The 16,017-nt window shown below is 69.3% G+C and carries 15 protein-coding genes; 12 read left to right on the forward strand and 3 right to left on the reverse strand.

All coding sequences use genetic code 11. From position 1 onward, the window contains the following. Window positions 1-2: 2 nt before the first annotated feature. The 3 genes from BHS09_RS09995 to BHS09_RS10005 all read right to left on the reverse strand — a co-directional run bounded on the left by BHS09_RS09995 (window position 3) and on the right by BHS09_RS10005 (window position 2,248). Window positions 3-899 (reverse strand): LysM peptidoglycan-binding domain-containing protein, encoded by an 897-nt coding sequence (locus BHS09_RS09995; protein ID WP_140789226.1) that lies wholly within the window; start codon window positions 897-899, stop codon window positions 3-5. Then, on the reverse strand, window positions 896-1,348 hold the full coding sequence (locus tag BHS09_RS10000; RefSeq protein WP_174259231.1) for a FecR domain-containing protein: 453 nt from the start codon (window positions 1,346-1,348) through the stop codon (window positions 896-898). The genes BHS09_RS09995 and BHS09_RS10000 overlap by 4 nt, the downstream gene beginning before the upstream one ends. A 96-nt stretch (window positions 1,349-1,444) precedes the next feature. Continuing rightward, window positions 1,445-2,248, reverse strand: coding sequence for a carbon-nitrogen hydrolase family protein (locus tag BHS09_RS10005; RefSeq protein WP_140789230.1), 804 nt, complete (start codon window positions 2,246-2,248; stop codon window positions 1,445-1,447). A 208-nt stretch (window positions 2,249-2,456) separates the two neighbouring features. Here BHS09_RS10005 and BHS09_RS10010 point away from each other — a divergent pair, with 208 nt between their 5' ends. The 12 genes from BHS09_RS10010 to dut all read left to right on the forward strand — a co-directional run bounded on the left by BHS09_RS10010 (window position 2,457) and on the right by dut (window position 15,956). Continuing rightward, window positions 2,457-2,942 carry a ribosome maturation factor RimP gene (locus tag BHS09_RS10010; protein WP_140789232.1) on the forward strand — a complete coding sequence of 162 codons (486 nt, stop codon included), beginning with the start codon at window positions 2,457-2,459 and terminating at the stop codon, window positions 2,940-2,942. 62 nt (window positions 2,943-3,004) lie between these two features. Beyond that, window positions 3,005-4,705 (forward strand): transcription termination factor NusA, encoded by a 1,701-nt coding sequence (gene nusA, locus BHS09_RS10015; RefSeq protein WP_140789234.1) that lies wholly within the window; start codon window positions 3,005-3,007, stop codon window positions 4,703-4,705. Between the two features lie 23 nt (window positions 4,706-4,728). Further along, entirely contained in the window at window positions 4,729-5,064 is a 336-nt protein-coding gene (locus BHS09_RS39885) for a YlxR family protein (RefSeq protein WP_140789236.1), read from the forward strand. 81 nt (window positions 5,065-5,145) lie between these two features. After that, a complete protein-coding gene (gene infB / locus BHS09_RS10025) occupies window positions 5,146-8,355 on the forward strand; it encodes a translation initiation factor IF-2 (protein ID WP_140797763.1) in 3,210 nt (1,069 codons plus the stop codon). A 117-nt stretch (window positions 8,356-8,472) separates the two neighbouring features. Beyond that, a complete protein-coding gene (locus BHS09_RS10030) occupies window positions 8,473-9,081 on the forward strand; it encodes a DUF503 domain-containing protein (protein WP_140789240.1) in 609 nt (202 codons plus the stop codon). Then, window positions 9,078-9,437, forward strand: coding sequence for a 30S ribosome-binding factor RbfA (gene rbfA, locus BHS09_RS10035; RefSeq protein ID WP_013938669.1), 360 nt, complete (start codon window positions 9,078-9,080; stop codon window positions 9,435-9,437). The genes BHS09_RS10030 and rbfA overlap by 4 nt, the downstream gene beginning before the upstream one ends. Window positions 9,438-9,469: 32 nt before the next feature. Further along, window positions 9,470-10,339, forward strand: a complete 870-nt coding sequence (gene truB, locus BHS09_RS10040) for a tRNA pseudouridine(55) synthase TruB (protein ID WP_140789242.1) — start codon at window positions 9,470-9,472, stop codon at window positions 10,337-10,339. 209 nt (window positions 10,340-10,548) lie between these two features. Next, the gene (gene rpsO / locus BHS09_RS10045; protein ID WP_011552156.1) at window positions 10,549-10,818 is read left to right on the forward strand and encodes a 30S ribosomal protein S15; all 270 of its coding nucleotides are present in this window, start codon (window positions 10,549-10,551) and stop codon (window positions 10,816-10,818) included. A gap of 383 nt (window positions 10,819-11,201) precedes the next feature. Beyond that, window positions 11,202-13,373 (forward strand): polyribonucleotide nucleotidyltransferase, encoded by a 2,172-nt coding sequence (gene pnp, locus BHS09_RS10050; protein WP_140797764.1) that lies wholly within the window; start codon window positions 11,202-11,204, stop codon window positions 13,371-13,373. A gap of 159 nt (window positions 13,374-13,532) precedes the next feature. Then, window positions 13,533-14,330: a hypothetical protein gene (locus tag BHS09_RS10055; RefSeq protein ID WP_140789246.1), complete on the forward strand. Its 798-nt coding sequence runs from the start codon at window positions 13,533-13,535 to the stop codon at window positions 14,328-14,330. A gap of 6 nt (window positions 14,331-14,336) precedes the next feature. Continuing rightward, window positions 14,337-15,347 (forward strand): M23 family metallopeptidase, encoded by a 1,011-nt coding sequence (locus BHS09_RS10060; RefSeq protein ID WP_174259232.1) that lies wholly within the window; start codon window positions 14,337-14,339, stop codon window positions 15,345-15,347. A 153-nt stretch (window positions 15,348-15,500) separates the two neighbouring features. Then, window positions 15,501-15,956: a dUTP diphosphatase gene (dut, locus tag BHS09_RS10065; RefSeq protein ID WP_140789250.1), complete on the forward strand. Its 456-nt coding sequence runs from the start codon at window positions 15,501-15,503 to the stop codon at window positions 15,954-15,956. Window positions 15,957-16,017: the final 61 nt, after the last annotated feature.

Genomic DNA, 16,017 nt, shown 5'->3' on the forward strand with positions numbered 1-16,017 from the left:
GGTTACTGCCACTGGCCCTTCTTCACTTCGAGTTTGAGGCGCTCGGGCACCAGTTCGAAGTGCCTGGGCGCGCTGGGCTCGGACGGGCCCGCGGGGCCCACCGCGCGCACCGTCCACCGGTAGCTTCCCGCGGGCAGCACTGGCAGCTTCGCTTCCAGGCTGGTGACTGTCTGGGTGAAGACGGCGCGTTGCTCCTGCGCGCGCGACACCTCCACTTCATAACGTTCCGCGCCCCGTACCGCCTCCCAGGTCAGCTTCACCGGGCCCAGGTGCCCGTCCCGGTCCGGGCGCCGCTTCAGGCGCGCGGAATCTTCCGGTTGCCCGGGGCTGGGGGCCACCAGCGGCGGGAGGGGCGCGGGGGGCGGACGGCCCTTCTCCACGCGGATGGACTCGCCCTTGGCGACGGGCTGGGTGACGCCCTCGGCCTCCACGCGGACCGGCGGGCCGTGCTTCACGGTGACGGTGGTGCTGTCGCCGTCGCCCACTTCCACGGAGAACGCGGAGGACTGCGGCGAGCGGTCCGCCGCCACCATCTTCCCCACGGCATTGGCCTCCGAGGCCGCCTGCGTGTAGCGCGCCTCGCGGAAATGGATCTCCGCGTTCTTCAGCCGGGTGGAGACTTCTGGGGGCACGCTCGCATCCTTCGAGCTGGCCACCAGCGTGCGCGCCGTCTCCAGGGCCTTCTGCGCCAGCACGCGCTCGTGGCCGGGCACCTTCAGCCGGGTCCCCGCCGCCACGTCGTCCGAGGAAAGTCCGTTGAATGCGCGCAGCTCCCCCACGGCGCGCGCGTCACCCAGGGTGCGCTGGGCCACCTGGCGCAGGGACTCGTTGGGGCCCACCACCACGGTGCCCGGGGGCGTCGTGCCCAGCCATGTGATGAGGAGGAGCGCCGCCTTCATTGGAAGACAATCTCCCTTCCCGCCTGGATGGTGGCGGACGGCGTGGTGACGGACAGGGACTGGGTGGCGGGCTTCTCCAGCTCCGCGTCGATGCGGCCCCGCAGCACGGTGAGGTCCGTGCGCTGCTGGCCAGGACGGGTGCGCGTCTCCGCGATGCTGATGAGCGAGTCCCCACCCAGGTGCACCGTGCTGCCGTTGGCGGCGAAGACGATGTCGGTGCCAGCGCCCGCCTCGGTGCGGACCTTGTCGTTTTCGTAGAGCGGCTGGCCTTCCCGGGCGGGGCTCCACTCGTCGGCCGTGGCGCGCTTGATTTGGACGCCGCCCTTCATGGCTCGCAGGTGCGCGCGGTGCGTGGCCACCGTGGGCAGCGTTGCCGCGTCGGGCGCGGACGGACGCTCATCGGCGGTGCAGCCGGCGGGGAGGGCCGAAAGCGCGAGCGCAAGCAGCATGGGTGACCAGCGTCGTCCATTCACGAGAGGAGTTCCGGGGACCCGAAGTCTATCGAAGGTGAACCCGAGAGGGGGGCGGGCCTGGGTACGCGCACGCTAGTCCAAACGGCGGTGCTCCAGGCAGGGGAGGTTGCGGCGGATGCGTGCTTGCAGCTCCGGGTCCACTGGCGCCAGCGCCAGCCCTTCACCCTCGGAGGCCCGCGCTGTCACCAGGCCCCATGGGTCCACCACCAGGGCGTGTCCATAGGTGACGCGGTTGGCTGAGTGCCGTCCCCCCTGAGCGGGCGCCAGTACGTACGACTGGTTCTCGATGGCGCGGGCCCGCAGGAGCACTTCCCAGTGGTCCTTGCCCGTCATGAGGGTAAAGGCCGCCGGAACCGCCAGCAGCGTGGCGCCTTCGCGGGACAGCCGCCGGTACAGTTCAGGGAAGCGCAGGTCGTAGCAGACGGACAGCCCCAGCCGGCCGACCTCCGTCTCCGCGGAGACGACCTCCGTTCCCGGCGCCACCGCCGCGGACTCCTGATAGGTCGCACCATCCCCCACCTCGACGTCGAAGAGGTGGATTTTCCGGTACACGGCCAGCCGCTCGCCGCCAGGGCCGAAGAGGACGCTGGTGTTGTAGAGGCGCCCACCCGGCGCGCCCGTCTCCAGCACGCTGCCGGCGAGGAGCGTCACCTTCAGCTCCCGGGCCAGGCTGGCCATCCGGGACAGCGACGGACCGTCGAGCCCCTCGGCGGCGTCCTGCCGCTCGGGCTCCGGCCCCATCCAGGAGAAGTTCTCGGGGAGGCCCACCAGCCGGGCTCCCAGCCCGGCGGCGCGCCGGACGAGCCGGGTCGCGGCCTCCAGGTTGAGGGCCTTGTCGGCGGTGGACACCATCTGCGCGGCGGCGATGAGGTGCATGGGCGCGTTATAACCCCCGTCGGGCCTCGGAACCCCTGGGAATTCCTCGCTCTGCCGGGCGCGTTTCACCCGGAGCAGGAGGGTGCGTCCTTCCTTTACACCCCGACGGGGCGTGTGCTACGGACGCCCCCGACATTTTTCGATGAAGCACTTCGAAAAGTGGGCCGCGTGCCCGCTTTTCGTGTTTTTGGAGACTGGTTTCCCGCTTATGTCGGAGAAGAACCTCAAGCAGACGGTGGAGGAGCGGGCCTTGGCCCTGCTCGAACCCATTGTCGCGGGTGAAGGCCTGGAGCTCGTGGACCTGGAGTTCCTCCGGGAGCGCGAGGGCTGGGTGCTCCGGTTGTTCATCGACAAGCCGGGTGGCCGCGTAGGGCTGGACGAGTGCACCCAGGTGTCGCGCGCGGTGGATCCGTCGCTCGACGTGGAGGACTTCATCCCCCACGAGTACAGCCTGGAGGTTTCCAGCCCCGGAGTGGACCGTCCGCTGAGGAAGCCGACGCACTTCGAGCGGGTGAAGGGACAGAAGGTGAAGGTGAAGACGTTCGGCCCGGTGGGGGAGCCCCCGCGCAAGAACTTCACCGGCACGCTGACCGAGGTGGCAGGCGACGGAATCTCGGTGGAGGTGGAAGGGGCCGGAACCTTCCACATCCTCTTCAAGGACATCGCCAAGGCGAACCTGGAGTTCCAGTTCTAGACGTCGACATACAGGGTGCCCCTCCGCGCGAGGGCGCCCGTGGACCCTTTTAGGAGAAGACCATGCCCACGCAGCAAGCCAACCCGAGTGTCAACCTCAACCTCGTCCTGGACCAGGTCGCCAAGGACAAGGGCATCGACCGGGCTGTGCTGATTGCCACGCTCGAAGACGCGATGAAGACCGCGGCCAAGAAGCACTTTGGCCAGGACCGCGAGCTCGAGGCGAAGTACGACCCGGACAAGGGCGTCGTGGAGCTGTTCCAGGCCATCACCGTGGTCGAGGAGATTGTCGACCCGGTCCAGGCGGTGAATCAGATCTCCCTGGTCGAGGCCCACAAGAAGGGCATGGAAGTGGAGCCGGGCGACGAGCTCGTGTTCCAGATCTTCTACCGGGACGAGGACGCCGCCGAGGCCAAGGCCCAGGACGACCAGTACGGTGACATCCTCCGCCTGAAGACCTTCCGCCGCGGCTTCGGCCGCATCGCCGCGCAGACGGCCAAGCAGGTCATCCTGCAGCGCACGCGTGACGCGGAGCGGGAGAACGTCTTCAACGAATACCGCGACCGGAAGAACGAAATCGTCACCGGCATCGCCCGCCGGTTCGAGCGCGGCAACATCATCGTGGACCTGGGCCGCGCCGAGGCCGTGCTGCCGGTGCGCGAGCAGGTCCCGCGTGAGACGTACCGCCCCGGCGACCGCGTCCAGGCCTACGTGCTGGACGTGCTCCGTGAGTCCAAGGGCCCCCAGATTGTCCTCAGCCGCGCGTCCGTCAACCTGCTCACCAAGCTGTTCGAGATGGAGGTGCCGGAAATCGCCGAAGGCATCGTCGTCATCGAGGCGGCGGCGCGTGAGCCGGGCGGCCGGGCGAAGATTGCCGTGTCCAGCCGGGACTCCGACGTGGACCCCGTGGGCGCCTGCGTCGGTATGAAGGGCAGCCGTGTGCAGGCGGTGGTGCAGGAGCTGCGCGGTGAGAAGATCGACATCGTCCCGTTCGACGAGGATCCGGCCCGCTTCGTATGCTCGGCGCTGGCCCCGGCGGAGGTCAGCCGCGTCATCATCGACGAGGCCAACCACGCCATGGAGCTCATCGTCCCGGACGACCAGCTCAGCCTGGCCATTGGCCGCCGCGGTCAGAACGTGCGCCTGGCCGCCCAGCTGACGGGCTGGAAGCTCGACATCAACAGCGAGAGCCGGGTGCGGGAGCTGCGCGAGTTCGCCAACCGCTCGCTGGGCTCGCTGCCTGGCATCAACGAGATGCTGGTGGAGACGCTCTACGCGCACGGCTTCCGTCAGGCCCGGGACATCGCCGAGGCCAACGCGGAGCTGCTGGCGCAGCTGCCCGGCATCGACCCGGCCCGCATCCCCTCCATGCAGGAAGCCGCCCGGACCCGGATGGTCGAGGATCAGGCGGAACTGTCGCGCATGGATTATGAAAGGGAGCAGGCCCGCATCGCGGAGGCTCGGCGGCATCCGGACGAGCTCAGCCAGCCCGAGCGCATGGCGCGCGTGCGTGGCGTCGGTGAGAAGACCATCGAGCAGCTCATCCTCGCCGGGTACCGCTCGGTGGAGGACATCGCCAACGAGAAGGACTTGGCGAAGTTGGGCGATGTTCCGGGTGTAGGTATCAAGAAGGCCCGCCAGCTGAAGAGCGCGGCGGAAAACTATCTGGTGGAGGAAGCCAAGCTGCGCGCGGAGCTGAATGCCGAGCGCGGCGCCATGACGGCGACACTTGAGGGTGGCGCGGAAGCCACCAAGTCGCCGTAAGCTAAGCGAGCAAGGGAGGGGACGTGCGGCGCCCGGCTGGCCGGCCCAGGCCGGAAGTTCAGAACGCGGGGTCAGGTCCGGTCCGGACGTGCGTCGGATGCGGGTCGCGGCGACTACAGGCGGAACTTACCCGGTTCGTGATAGTGCCCGGAGGCGCCATCGAGGTCGACAGGAAGAGGCGGCTGCCAGGACGGGGCGCCTACCTGTGCGGTGCCGGTTGTCTGACGGCAGCGCTGAAGCGGAAGGCGTTTGGTAGGGCCTTTCGCGGAAAGGCGGGCCAGGTTGACCCGTCGCAGCTCGGACAGGCATGGGAGCAGGGGGACGGTGAGCGGAGGGGTGCGGGGGGGAGTGGGTGTTAGTCACCACTCGCACACATTTTCGGGTTTGGACTAGGGTGCTGCGCCCCGGAGTCGGCGGAGCAGAAGGCCATCAAGGGCAATATGTCGAAGAAGCGCGTCCACGAAATCGCCAAGGAACTCAAGAGCCACGGGATTGAGCTCGACAACAAGGAGGTCGTCACCGAGCTGTCGAGCCTCGGTTACGACGTCAAGAGCCACTCGTCGTCTCTCGATGACGACCAGGCGACCGCTGCCGTCCAGAAGATTCTGGACAAGCGCAAGCCGAAGCAGGCCACGCCGCCCGTGACGGCGAAGGGCTTCGTCGTGCGCCGCAAGGTGGGTCCGCCCGCCGGTGCGACCGCGGACAGCGGGGCCGAGGCTTCACAGGCCGCCGAACCCGCCTATGAGCCGCCGTCGGCGCCCGAGCCCGCTACGTTCGCCGCCGAGGAGCCGGTGCATACGGCTCCGCCCGTCGAAGCGCCCCGTGCGCCCGTCGAGGCGCCGAGCGCACCGGAGCCCCAGCGTGTCGAGGCCCCGGTCGCCGCCGCGGCGGAGCCGTCGGCTCCCACTGCTGTCACGTCTACGCCCCCCGCGCAGGTTGCCGAGGCCCCCAAGGCCCCTGCCGCCGCCGAGGTGGCTTCACCCCCGCCCGCCGCCGAGGCCCCTCAGGCCCCGGTGGAGGCTCCCCGCGCTGCCGTGCAGGCTCCCGCCGCCGCGCAGCCTCGTCCCTCTGTTCAGGAGAGCACCACCTTGCCCCAACCCCCCCCACGCTCACCGGTACCGCCGGCAGTCCGGACGTCTTCGAGCACTCCTTCGTCCGCGACCGTCGTCTCCCGGGGCCCCGCGCCTGGCTACCAGCAGCGTGGTGGGCCCGGTGGTGGTCGTCCGGGTGGCCCGGGTGGTCCGGGCGGTCGTCCCGGTGGTCCGGGCGGCCGTCCCGGTGGTCCGGGCGGCCCGGGTGGTCGTCCCGGTGGTCCGGGCGGCCCGGGTGGTCGTCCCGGTGGTCCGGGTGGTCGTCCGTCCTACCAGGGACCGGGCTCCTATCAAGGCGCCGGGCGTCCCGGTCAGGGACCGGTGCGTCCGACCTCGGCGCCCGGCACGGGGGTGCAGGCCTCGGCCTCGGCCTCTCCGACGCCGCAGGGCCCCACGATCATGGTCGGCGGCGTTCCGCACGCCCAGGTGTCGCCCACGGGCACAGCCCGTCCCACGGCGACCCAGGCCGTCGTCATCTCGCGCCCGCTCATCCAGGTGCGCCGCGTGACGCCCACGGCCGGTCAGGCCAAGCAGTACCCCATGGCGCCGGGCCGCACGGGCATCCCCGAGCGGCGTGAGTACAAGGTGGTCCCGGACCACCTGGGCCGTGGCCGCGAGCTGGTGGACGTCTCCAAGAACAAGGAGCGTGGCCAGCGCAAGCGCACCAGCGGTGATACGCAGAGCGTGTCCAAGCAGGAACTGACGGACATGGTCTGGGGCCGCGTCACCATCCCCATCCGTGGCAAGAAGCGCAAGCCCACGAAGAAGGGCGCCAAGACGCAGATCACCCAGATGGCCGAGGAGAAGAAGGTCATCAAGCTGCAGGAGGGCATCTCCGTGTCCGACCTGGGCCAGCGCATGGGTGTGCGCAGCGCCGAGCTCATCAAGAAGCTGATGGGCCTGGGGAAGATGGCCACCGCGAACCAGCTGGTGGACGCGGACACGGCGGAGATGATCGCCGGCGACTACGGCTGGAAGATCGACCGCGTGGGCTTCGAGGTGGAGGACTACCTGCCCGAGGTGGAGGCCCGTCCCGAGGACGAGCGTCCCCGTCCGCCGGTCGTCGCCATCATGGGCCACGTCGACCACGGCAAGACGAGCCTCCTGGACGCCATCCGGAAGGCCAGCGTTGCCCAGGGTGAGGCCGGTGGCATCACCCAGCACATCGGCGCTTACAGCATCAGCACCGCGCGCGGTGACGTGACGTTCCTGGACACGCCGGGCCACGAGGCCTTCACGTCCATGCGTGCCCGTGGCGCCGACGTGACGGACATCGTGGTGCTGGTGGTGGCCTCGGACGACGGCGTGATGCCCCAGACGGTGGAGGCCATCAAGCACGCGAAGGCGGCGGAGGTGCCCATCGTCGTCGCCATCAACAAGATGGACCTGCCGGCCGCGAACCTGGACCGCGTGAAGAAGGACCTGGCCACCCACGAGCTCGTGCCGGAAGAGTGGGGCGGGGACACCATCATGGTGCCCGTCTCCGCGAAGACGAAGGAGAACCTGGAGCTCCTGCTGGAGAACCTGGCCCTCCAGGCCGAGGTGCTCGAGCTGACCTCCAACCCGAGCCGTCCGTCGGTGGGCGCCATCATCGAGGCCAAGCTGGACCGCGGCCGTGGCCCCGTCGCCACGGTGCTGGTGCAGGAAGGCACGCTGAAGCTGGGTGACGCCGTCGTCACCGGCTCGCACTACGGCCGCGTCCGCGCGATGACGAACAGCCGCGGCGAGCAGGTGAAGGAAGTGAAGCCGGGCTACTGCGCCGAGGTCGTCGGTCTGTCCGGCGTGCCGGGCGCGGGTGACGCCATCAACGTGGTGGCGGACGAGAAGGCGGCCAAGCAGATCGCCGAGCACCGCAACATGAAGGAGCGGCAGACCGAGCTGTCCAAGGTCAGCCGCGAGTCCCTGGAGCAGCTGTTCGCCAAGACGAAGGCGGGCGGTGGTCCCAAGGAGCTGCGCGTCGTCATCAAGGCGGACGTGCAGGGCTCGGCCGAGGCCGTCAGGCAGGCCGTCCAGAAGCTCTCCACCCACAAGGTCAAGGTGGAGGTGGTCCACTCCGGTGTGGGCGCCATCACCGAGGGCGACGTGATGCGGGCGGCGGCCTCCAAGGGCGTCGTGCTGGGCTTCAACGTCAACCCGGAGTCCGGAGCGGAGGCCGCGGCCAAGGCCCAGGAAGTGGTGCTCAAGAGCTACTCCATCATCTACGAGCTCATCGACGGGGTTCGTACGGAGATGGAAGGCCTGCTGGAGCCCATCCGCACCGAGCGGAAGCTGGGTCGTGCGGAGGTGCGCAACACCTTCAACGTGCCGCGTCTGGGCACCATCGCCGGTGCGGCGGTGCTGGATGGCGTCATGAAGCGCGGCGCCTTCGTCCGCCTCATGCGCGAGAACAAGCAGCTGTTCTCCGGGAAGATGGCGTCGCTGCGGCGCTTCAAGGACGACGTCAAGGAAGTCGCTCAGGGCTTCGAGTGCGGTATCGGCATCGAGAGCTTCAACGACCTCAAGCCCGGTGACATCATCGAGGCGTACGAGATCGAAGAGACTCGGCAGAGCCTCACCTAGTTGCAGGAGAGCCCCGGCGCCTCCCTGAAACCCTGGGAAGACCCCATCTTCCCAGGGTGCTGATGCCCGGGTTGCCACCGCCTTCGGGCGTGGCCACCCGTGGCAAGGGGGACATTCATGTTCGTAGGTGTCGCACGCCTCACCCTGCAGATTCCGGACAGTGGCTCGCTGAAGTCCAAGCGACAGGTGCTCCGCCGGGTGACGGAACGACTCAAGGCCCGCTTCAACGTGGCGGTGGCCGAGGTCGAGGACCAGGATCTCTGGCAGAAGGCGTCACTGGCGCTCGCGGTGGTGGGCAACGAGCGACGCCACGTGGACGAGCAGCTGGAGAAAATCATCCACTCCGTCGAGGAGATGTACGTCGCCCCGCTGTTGTCGCGGGAGACGGAAATCCTCGGCTTCGGGGACCAGCTCTTCGCGAGCGGCCAGGCGGCCTCGCGAGGTTCCTTCTCGGCGCGGGCTGTGGACGAGGACGCGGAGGAGTTGGACCTTTCCCCGGAGCAGGCGGCGGCGCATTCGGAGGCCGCCATTGCCCGCTTCCTGCGCGGCGAGCGCGGCTCGCTCGCGGAGGCGGAGGGGTTGGGAGAGTGGGAAAGCCGCCATGAAGGTGGCATGGATGGCGGCACGGGCCGCCCGTCTCCGTCGAGCGGTGGACGGATGACGTTCGACGAGGCACGGGCTCGGGCCCGTTCCCTGCGCAACCCGCGAGACTGGGAGAAGAAATGACGACGCATTCCCGACCGGAGCGCGTGGGGCAGGAAATCCAGGCGGCCATCGGTGACTTGCTCACCCGGGGCATGCTGAGGGATCCGCGCATCGGCTACATCACGATTACTGGCGTGAAGGTCTCCCCGGACCTTCGCGTGGCCCGTGTCTTCTATTCGATGATGGGCAGCGAGCAGGAGCGGGCGGACACGCAGAAGGGCCTGGAAGCCGCCAAGGGCTTCGTGCGCCGCGAGGTGACGTCCGCCGTCAACCTGCGCGTGTCGCCGGAAATCTTCTTCTCCTTCGACGAATCGGTTGGCGAAGGTGACAAGATTGACCGGCTGCTGCGCGAAGTCCGCAACAAGGAAGGCTGGTAGGTCCAGCTCCGGGCCTCCACGATTGGCGTGCCATGGACGGCGTCCTCGTCATTGACAAGCCCACCGGCCCCACGTCGTTCGACGTGGTCCGTCAGGTGCGTTCGCTGCTTCGCCTGAAGAAGGTGGGCCACACGGGGACGCTGGACCCGCTGGCCACTGGAGTGCTGCCGCTCTGTCTGGGGGAAGCCACCAAGGTCGCGGGCTTCATCACCGAGGGCGACAAGGCCTACGACGCCACGGTGCGTCTGGGCTCGGAGACGGACACCCTGGACGCGGAAGGGCAGGTGACGGCGCAGGCGCCCGTACCGGCCCTGACGCCCGCGCTGATTGAAGCCGCGTTGGCGCGCTTCCGGGGCACCTTCGACCAGGTCCCACCCATGTATTCGGCCGTCAAGGTGGGCGGGAAGCGGCTCTACGAACTGGCTCGTGCGGGCGAGGAAGTGGAGCGCGCCGCCCGCCAGGTGACGGTGTACGAGCTGGTGCTGCGGGACTTCTCCGCCGAGCGCCTGCAGCTGTCGGTGCGCTGCTCCAAGGGCTTCTTCGTGCGCACCCTGGCCCAGGACGTGGGCCGGGCGCTGGGCTGTGGTGCCCACCTGGAGGCGCTGCGGCGCACCGCCAGTGGCCCCTTCTCCCTGGCGCAGGCGCTGCCGCTGGCGGACGTGCCGGAGCTGCTGAAGGAGGGCGCGCTGGCCAGCCGGCTGATGACCATGTCGCATGCGCTGGTGGAGCTGCCGGAGGTGCGGGTGGGCGCCGCTGACGCCAAGCGCGTCTCCCACGGTGTCCCGGTGGAGGTCCCCGCCGGGAAGGTGGGACGGGTGCGCGTCATGGGCCCGGACGACGCGCTGCTGGCGGTGGCCGAAGTGACCGGTGGCCGCCTGCGCTATCTGCGCGTCCTGGTGTAACGCCGGGATTTTTCGCGGGGTTGTGGCTGTACGTCTTCTCACTGTCCCGGACTTTCCGGGGCTGGCGGGCAGGCGTCGAAGGTTGACCCCACGGGGGGTGAAGCTTATAAGCCCCCCGCTCGTTAGACGGATGCACCCGGTCTGTACCCCTCCGCGGACCGTGGTGACGCGAGCAGCAACCTCCACCGGAGCGGGCAAGGAAGAGTCTCATGTCGCTGCACCAGGAGCGTAAGTCGGAGCTGGTGTCGAAGTTCCGGACCCACGAGTCGGACACGGGTTCCCCCGAGGTCCAGGTGGCGCTGCTGTCCGAGCGCATCACCATGCTCACCGAGCACTTCAAGACGCACAAGAAGGACCACCACTCCCGCCGCGGTCTGCTGAAGCTGGTCGGTCAGCGCCGCCGCCTGCTGGACTACCTGAAGTCCAAGGACGTCGCGCGGTACAAGAAGCTCATCGACGGCCTCGGCATCCGCAAGTAGGCAGTTGAGCAGGACCCGGGGCGCTGGCGGAAACCAGCGCCCCGCGCGTTTAGGACATAGGCAGTAAGGCAGTGACGTGAAGCAGTCGAAGCGCGGTGGGTGGAGGCGGGCAAGGGAGTGGTGGCTGCGGAGGTTTTGGTTTCCGTTCGGATGGGCTGACCGCGGTCGGCCCCTGCGACCAGGGATCAAAAGTTCCGAGACATCCCTCCGGCGCTCCGCAAGCGCCCTCCGCAGTACATGCTGGCGGTTGCCTCAACTGGCGCCTGTCCCAGGCCCTGGTGACCGCTCAAACACCCCGAGGGCCCTCCCGGGGTGCCGGGTCCATTTCTCGGACCGGGTGCGCGCGGTGGGGTCTTCGCCCTGAAGGATCCAGAGGCACGGACATGTTGAAGAAGAGCGTCAAGATTGGCGAGAGCGAGCTGAGCATTGAAGTGGGTCGTCTGGCGAAGCAGGCCGACGGTTCAGTGGTGGTTCGCTATGGCGACACCATGCTGCTGGTGACGGCGGTGAGCGCCCGGGAGAAGAAGGACATCGACTTCCTCCCCCTGACGGTGGAGTACCAGGAGAAGCTGTATTCGGCCGGCCGCATCCCCGGCAGCTACTTCAAGCGCGAGGGCCGTCTCACGGAGAAGGAGACGCTGGCCAGCCGCCTGGTCGACCGCTCCTGCCGCCCGCTGTTCCCCGAAGGCTACGCGTACGAGACGCAGGTCATCGCCAGCGTCATCTCCTCCGACCCGGAGAACGAGGGTGACATCCACGGCATCACCGGCGCCTCCGCGGCGCTGTGGGTGTCGGACATCCCGTTCGACGGCCCCATCGCCGGCATCCGCGTGGGCCGCGTCGGCGGTCAGCTGGTGGCCAACCCCACCGCGAAGCAGCGTGAGCAGAGCGACCTGGACCTGGTCATGGCGGTGAGCCGCAAGGCCATCGTCATGGTGGAAGGTGGCGCGGAGGAGGTCTCCGAGGCCGACATGGTCGCGGCGCTCGACTTCGGCTTCACCGCGGCGCAGCCCGCGCTGGACCTGCAGGACGAGCTGCGGCGCGAGCTGAACAAGCAGGTCCGCTCCTTCGACAAGCCCGCCGCCGTGGACGAGGGCCTGCGCGCCAAGGTGCGTGAGCTGGCCATGGACGGCATCAAGGCGGGCTACGGCATCAAGGAGAAGGGCGCGCGTTACGAGTCGCTCGGCAAGACGAAGAAGGAGACGCTCGCCAAGCTCAAGGAGCAGCTGGGCGACGGCTACACCCCGCTGGTGGAGAAGCACGCCAAGTCGGTGGTGGAGGACCTGAAGTACGAGCACATGCGCGAGATGACGGTCAACGGCGGCCGCATCGGCGACCGTGGCCACGACGTGGTCCGTCCGATTACGTGCGAGGTGGGCGTGCTCCCGCGCACCCACGGCAGCGCGGTCTTCACGCGCGGCGAGACGCAGGCGCTCGTGGTCACCACGCTGGGCACCAGCGATGACGAGCAGCGCCTGGAGATGCTGGGCGGCATGGCCTTCAAGCGCTTCATGCTGCACTACAACTTCCCGCCGTTCAGCGTGAACGAGACGAAGCCGCTGCGTGGCCCGGGCCGCCGTGAAGTCGGCCACGGTGCGCTGGCGGAGCGCGCGCTGCGCAACATGGTGCCCAAGAGCGAGTCCTTCCCGTACACGGTGCGCCTGGTGTCGGACATCCTGGAGTCCAACGGCTCCTCGTCCATGGCCTCCGTTTGCGGCGGCACGCTGGCGCTGATGGACGCGGGTGTTCCGCTCAAGGCCCCGGTGGCGGGTATCGCCATGGGGCTGGTGAAGGAGGGCGACAAGATTGCCATCCTCTCCGACATCCTCGGTGACGAGGACCACCTGGGCGACATGGACTTCAAGGTGTGCGGCACCTCGAAGGGCATCACGTCCATCCAGATGGACATCAAGATCACCGGCCTCACGACGGAAATCATGAGCCGCGCGCTGGAGCAGGCGCGTCAGGGCCGCCTCCACATCCTGGGTGAGATGCTCAAGACGCTGGCCGAGTCCCGCAAGGAGATCAGCCAGTACGCGCCGCGCATCACCACCATCCAGATTCGTCCCGAGTTCATCAAGAACGTCATCGGGCCGGGCGGCAAGGTCATCAAGGACATCATCGCCCGCACGGGTGCCGCGATTAACATCGAGGACTCGGGCCGCGTGGACATCGCCAGCGCGAACGGTGATGCCGTGAAGGCCGCCATCGCGATGATTCAGGCGCTGACCCGCGAGGCGGAGATTGGGAAGATCTACACGGGCACGGTGCGCAAGATCGCCGAGTTCGGCGCCTTCGTGGAGCTGTTCCCGGGCACCGACGGCCTCATCCACATCTCCGAGCTGTCCGACAAGCGCGTCAAGAGCGTCTCCGACGTGCTGAACGAGGGCGACGAGGTGCTGGTGAAGGTCGTCAGCATCGACAAGACGGGCAAGATTCGCCTGTCGCGCAAGGAGGCCATGGCGGAGCGCGCCGCGCAGCAGGGCGCCGCCGCCGCGGGTGAGGCCGCCGCGCAGCCGGCGCCCGCGCCCACGCAGCCGGACGCCAAGGCCTAGTGCCCGAAGGCCCGGGCTCCTTCACTGAGAGCCCGGCGCTCATGACGCCCCCTTCCGCCACCGCGCGGGAGGGGGTGTTTTCGTTTCGGGCCGGGGTGGCTTAGACACTTCCAGACGGGCCGTGCGTTGAGGTGCGAGCCCCATCCGCACGGAGGCTGTTTGCCACCTCGACCACCGCCCCCGTCATCGTCCACGCCCTTCCTGGCGGATGTCTCCCGTTTCCTGGGGGCCTTCCGTTGGGCGTTCATGCCGCTGGGCCTGGTCGCGTTGGTGGCGGTGGGGGTGCACTCGGCGGCGGACACGCTGGATGAGCGGTTGCTGGCGCTGGTGGACCGGGTGGACGCTGGCTTCGACGCGCTCGTGGGCCGCTACGCGCTGACGGCGCCTCTGGTGGAGTGGGTGTCGCTGGAGCAGCGCACTCGGATCGCGCGCTTCCTCGCGCTCGCGTGGGAGCTGGCCGCGGACGTGGTGCTGGCGTTGCCCGCGCTGGGCTACCGGGAGTCCGCGGCACCGGTTCCAGCGGAGGCGTGGCGCGCGGTGATGGAGCCCCAGAAGGCCGCGCGTCCGACGTGGCGGCAGCTGTGGTCGCGGTGTCTGCGCAAGCCCACGCCCATGCGGTGGCTACGGCCTCTGGCGACGGCGGCCGTGGTGCTGGCGGGCGCGTGCGCGGTGGCCAAGCTCATCCAGGGCTCGGTGTACCTCTCCTGGCGTGAGCTCTTCGGGGATGGTGCCGCGGATGTAGCGGCGCGGGCACTGGCGGTGGCCTCGTTGGTGGGCGTCCTGGTTTCGCTCGGGTGGCGCGCGGTGCTGCGCAACCTGCAACACGCGGACGCGGTGTGTGAGGAAGCCGGGGGCAGGGCGGCCTTGCGGCGCGGGCTGCTGGGCTGCGCGGTGGTGGTGCCGCTGGCCGTGGCGGCGGTGGTGGATGCGATGCCCTTGCTGTCTTTCTTCCGGTAGGTGCCCATGTTCCCGCGCCAGGCGAAAGGACTGCTCGACTTCTGCATGGCGACGCTGTGCTTGTGGGCGGCGTACCACCACACGCCCGCGGGCGCGCTGGTGCGCAAGGCCACGGCATGGGCCACGGGGACGCGCAGCAACGCGCGGCCCTTGCTCGCGTACTACGACGGCGTCAGTGGCACCTCGCTGTCGCCGCCACTGATGGCTCCCGACGTGCCCCTGTCTCGGGCCCTCACGGACGCGGAGGCCCTGGCCTGGGGAACCCACCTGGCGCTCAAGGGCGCCCAGGTGCGAGCCCGCCAGCCCGCGCTGGAGCTGGCCGCGGAGCTGGGTGTCCCCGCCGCGTCGCTGTTGGACCCGCAGACGGGGCCGGCGGCCGCGCGCAGCCTGCACACCGCGCTGGCCAAGGACTTTCCAGGAGAGGAGGTCCGGCTCACGGCGCTCTTCGCGGGCCGTGTCCCCGCGCGCTACGCGCTGGAGCGGGTGGAGGCGGAGGGTGGGGCGCCCACGCTGGAGCGCCTGTCGGGCCAGCTCCCGCCGGGCTTCGAGGACGCGTCCGTGGGCGCCGCACAGGCCCTGGCGCTGGCCACCGCCTTCGGGCTCGCGTGGCCTGTTCATGAGAGCGCGCGTGTAACGAGTCCCTTCGGCGAGCGCTTCCACCCAGTGCTGGGGCGCCGGAAGATGCACACCGGTGTGGACCTGGGCGTGCCGGTGGGGACGCCCGTGGTGGCGGTGGCGGATGGCGTCGTCCGGCGTGCCAGCGAGGACGCCGTGAATGGCCGCGTGCTCGTGGTGGACCACGGGCGGGGCGTGACGACGGCGTACTGTCACAACTCGGAGCTGCTGGTGAAGGTGGGACAGCGCGTGAGCCGGGGAGAACTCGTGGCGCACTCGGGCAACACGGGGCGCTCCACCGGTCCCCACCTGCACTACCAGCTGGAGCTGGCGGCGCGGCCCATGGACCCGCTGAAGTTCCGCACCGCCTTGCGGTCCGTGGCGAAGGACACCGCGCCCTGAGGGGCTTCACTTCACCGTGCGCACAGCGGCGGACGGCCTGACGGCGCGGCTCATCCGCATCGGAGCGTTCGGCCAGGGTTCACGAGGGGCCGACGCGCGCGGTTGTCACGCCGCCGTGGCACGAAGCGGCGGCAGCTGTGTTAGTCCCAGCGCATGTCTTCCCCCCTCACGGTGAAGGTGCGCCGCGTGCGCACCCATGCGGAGCCCCTGCCACTTCCCCGCTACGAAACGGCACAGGCCGCGGGCCTGGACCTGCGCGCGGACATCGAAGGGGAGCGGGTGCTGGGGCCCCTGGAGCGGCTGGCGGTGCCCACCGGGCTCGCGCTCGCGCTACCCGCTGGGTACGAAGGGCAGGTGCGTCCGCGCTCGGGCCTGGCGCTGCGGCATGGCGTCACCCTCCTCAACTCGCCGGGGACGGTGGACGCGGACTACCGGGGAGAGGTGCAGGTCATCCTCGTCAACCTCTCCAATGAGCCCTTCACCCTGCGCCGGGGCGACCGCGTGGCCCAGCTGGTGGTGGCCGCCGTGCCGCCGGTCTCCCTCCTGGAGGTGGAGCTACTGGAGGAAACCTCCCGGGGTGGAAATGGCTTCGGGTCCACGGGACGCTAGTTGCTGACTTCCTCGCTCGGCGTTCCTTGATGACAGGGGAGCGTGCAGAATAAGAGGCTGG

The sequence above is a fragment of the Myxococcus xanthus genome (assembly GCF_006402735.1).
In the GTDB taxonomy this organism is placed as follows: domain Bacteria; phylum Myxococcota; class Myxococcia; order Myxococcales; family Myxococcaceae; genus Myxococcus; species Myxococcus xanthus_A.

Bases quoted from the DNA above. Each gene is read 5' to 3' on its own strand.
- BHS09_RS10060 (WP_174259232.1), top strand. From the start codon at position 14,337: ATGTTCCCGCGCCAGGCGAAAGGACTGCTCGACTTCTGCATGGCGACG.
- nusA (WP_140789234.1), top strand. From the start codon at position 3,005: ATGCCCACGCAGCAAGCCAACCCGAGTGTCAACCTCAACCTCGTCCTG.
- BHS09_RS10010 (WP_140789232.1), top strand. From the start codon at position 2,457: ATGTCGGAGAAGAACCTCAAGCAGACGGTGGAGGAGCGGGCCTTGGCC.
- rbfA (WP_013938669.1), top strand. From the start codon at position 9,078: ATGACGACGCATTCCCGACCGGAGCGCGTGGGGCAGGAAATCCAGGCG.
- BHS09_RS09995 (WP_140789226.1), bottom strand. From the start codon at position 899: ATGAAGGCGGCGCTCCTCCTCATCACATGGCTGGGCACGACGCCCCCG.
- BHS09_RS10030 (WP_140789240.1), top strand. From the start codon at position 8,473: ATGTTCGTAGGTGTCGCACGCCTCACCCTGCAGATTCCGGACAGTGGC.
- truB (WP_140789242.1), top strand. From the start codon at position 9,470: ATGGACGGCGTCCTCGTCATTGACAAGCCCACCGGCCCCACGTCGTTC.
- rpsO (WP_011552156.1), top strand. From the start codon at position 10,549: ATGTCGCTGCACCAGGAGCGTAAGTCGGAGCTGGTGTCGAAGTTCCGG.
- BHS09_RS10005 (WP_140789230.1), bottom strand. From the start codon at position 2,248: ATGCACCTCATCGCCGCCGCGCAGATGGTGTCCACCGCCGACAAGGCC.
- dut (WP_140789250.1), top strand. From the start codon at position 15,501: ATGTCTTCCCCCCTCACGGTGAAGGTGCGCCGCGTGCGCACCCATGCG.
- BHS09_RS10000 (WP_174259231.1), bottom strand. From the start codon at position 1,348: ATGCTGCTTGCGCTCGCGCTTTCGGCCCTCCCCGCCGGCTGCACCGCC.
- pnp (WP_140797764.1), top strand. From the start codon at position 11,202: ATGTTGAAGAAGAGCGTCAAGATTGGCGAGAGCGAGCTGAGCATTGAA.
- infB (WP_140797763.1), top strand. From the start codon at position 5,146: ATGTCGAAGAAGCGCGTCCACGAAATCGCCAAGGAACTCAAGAGCCAC.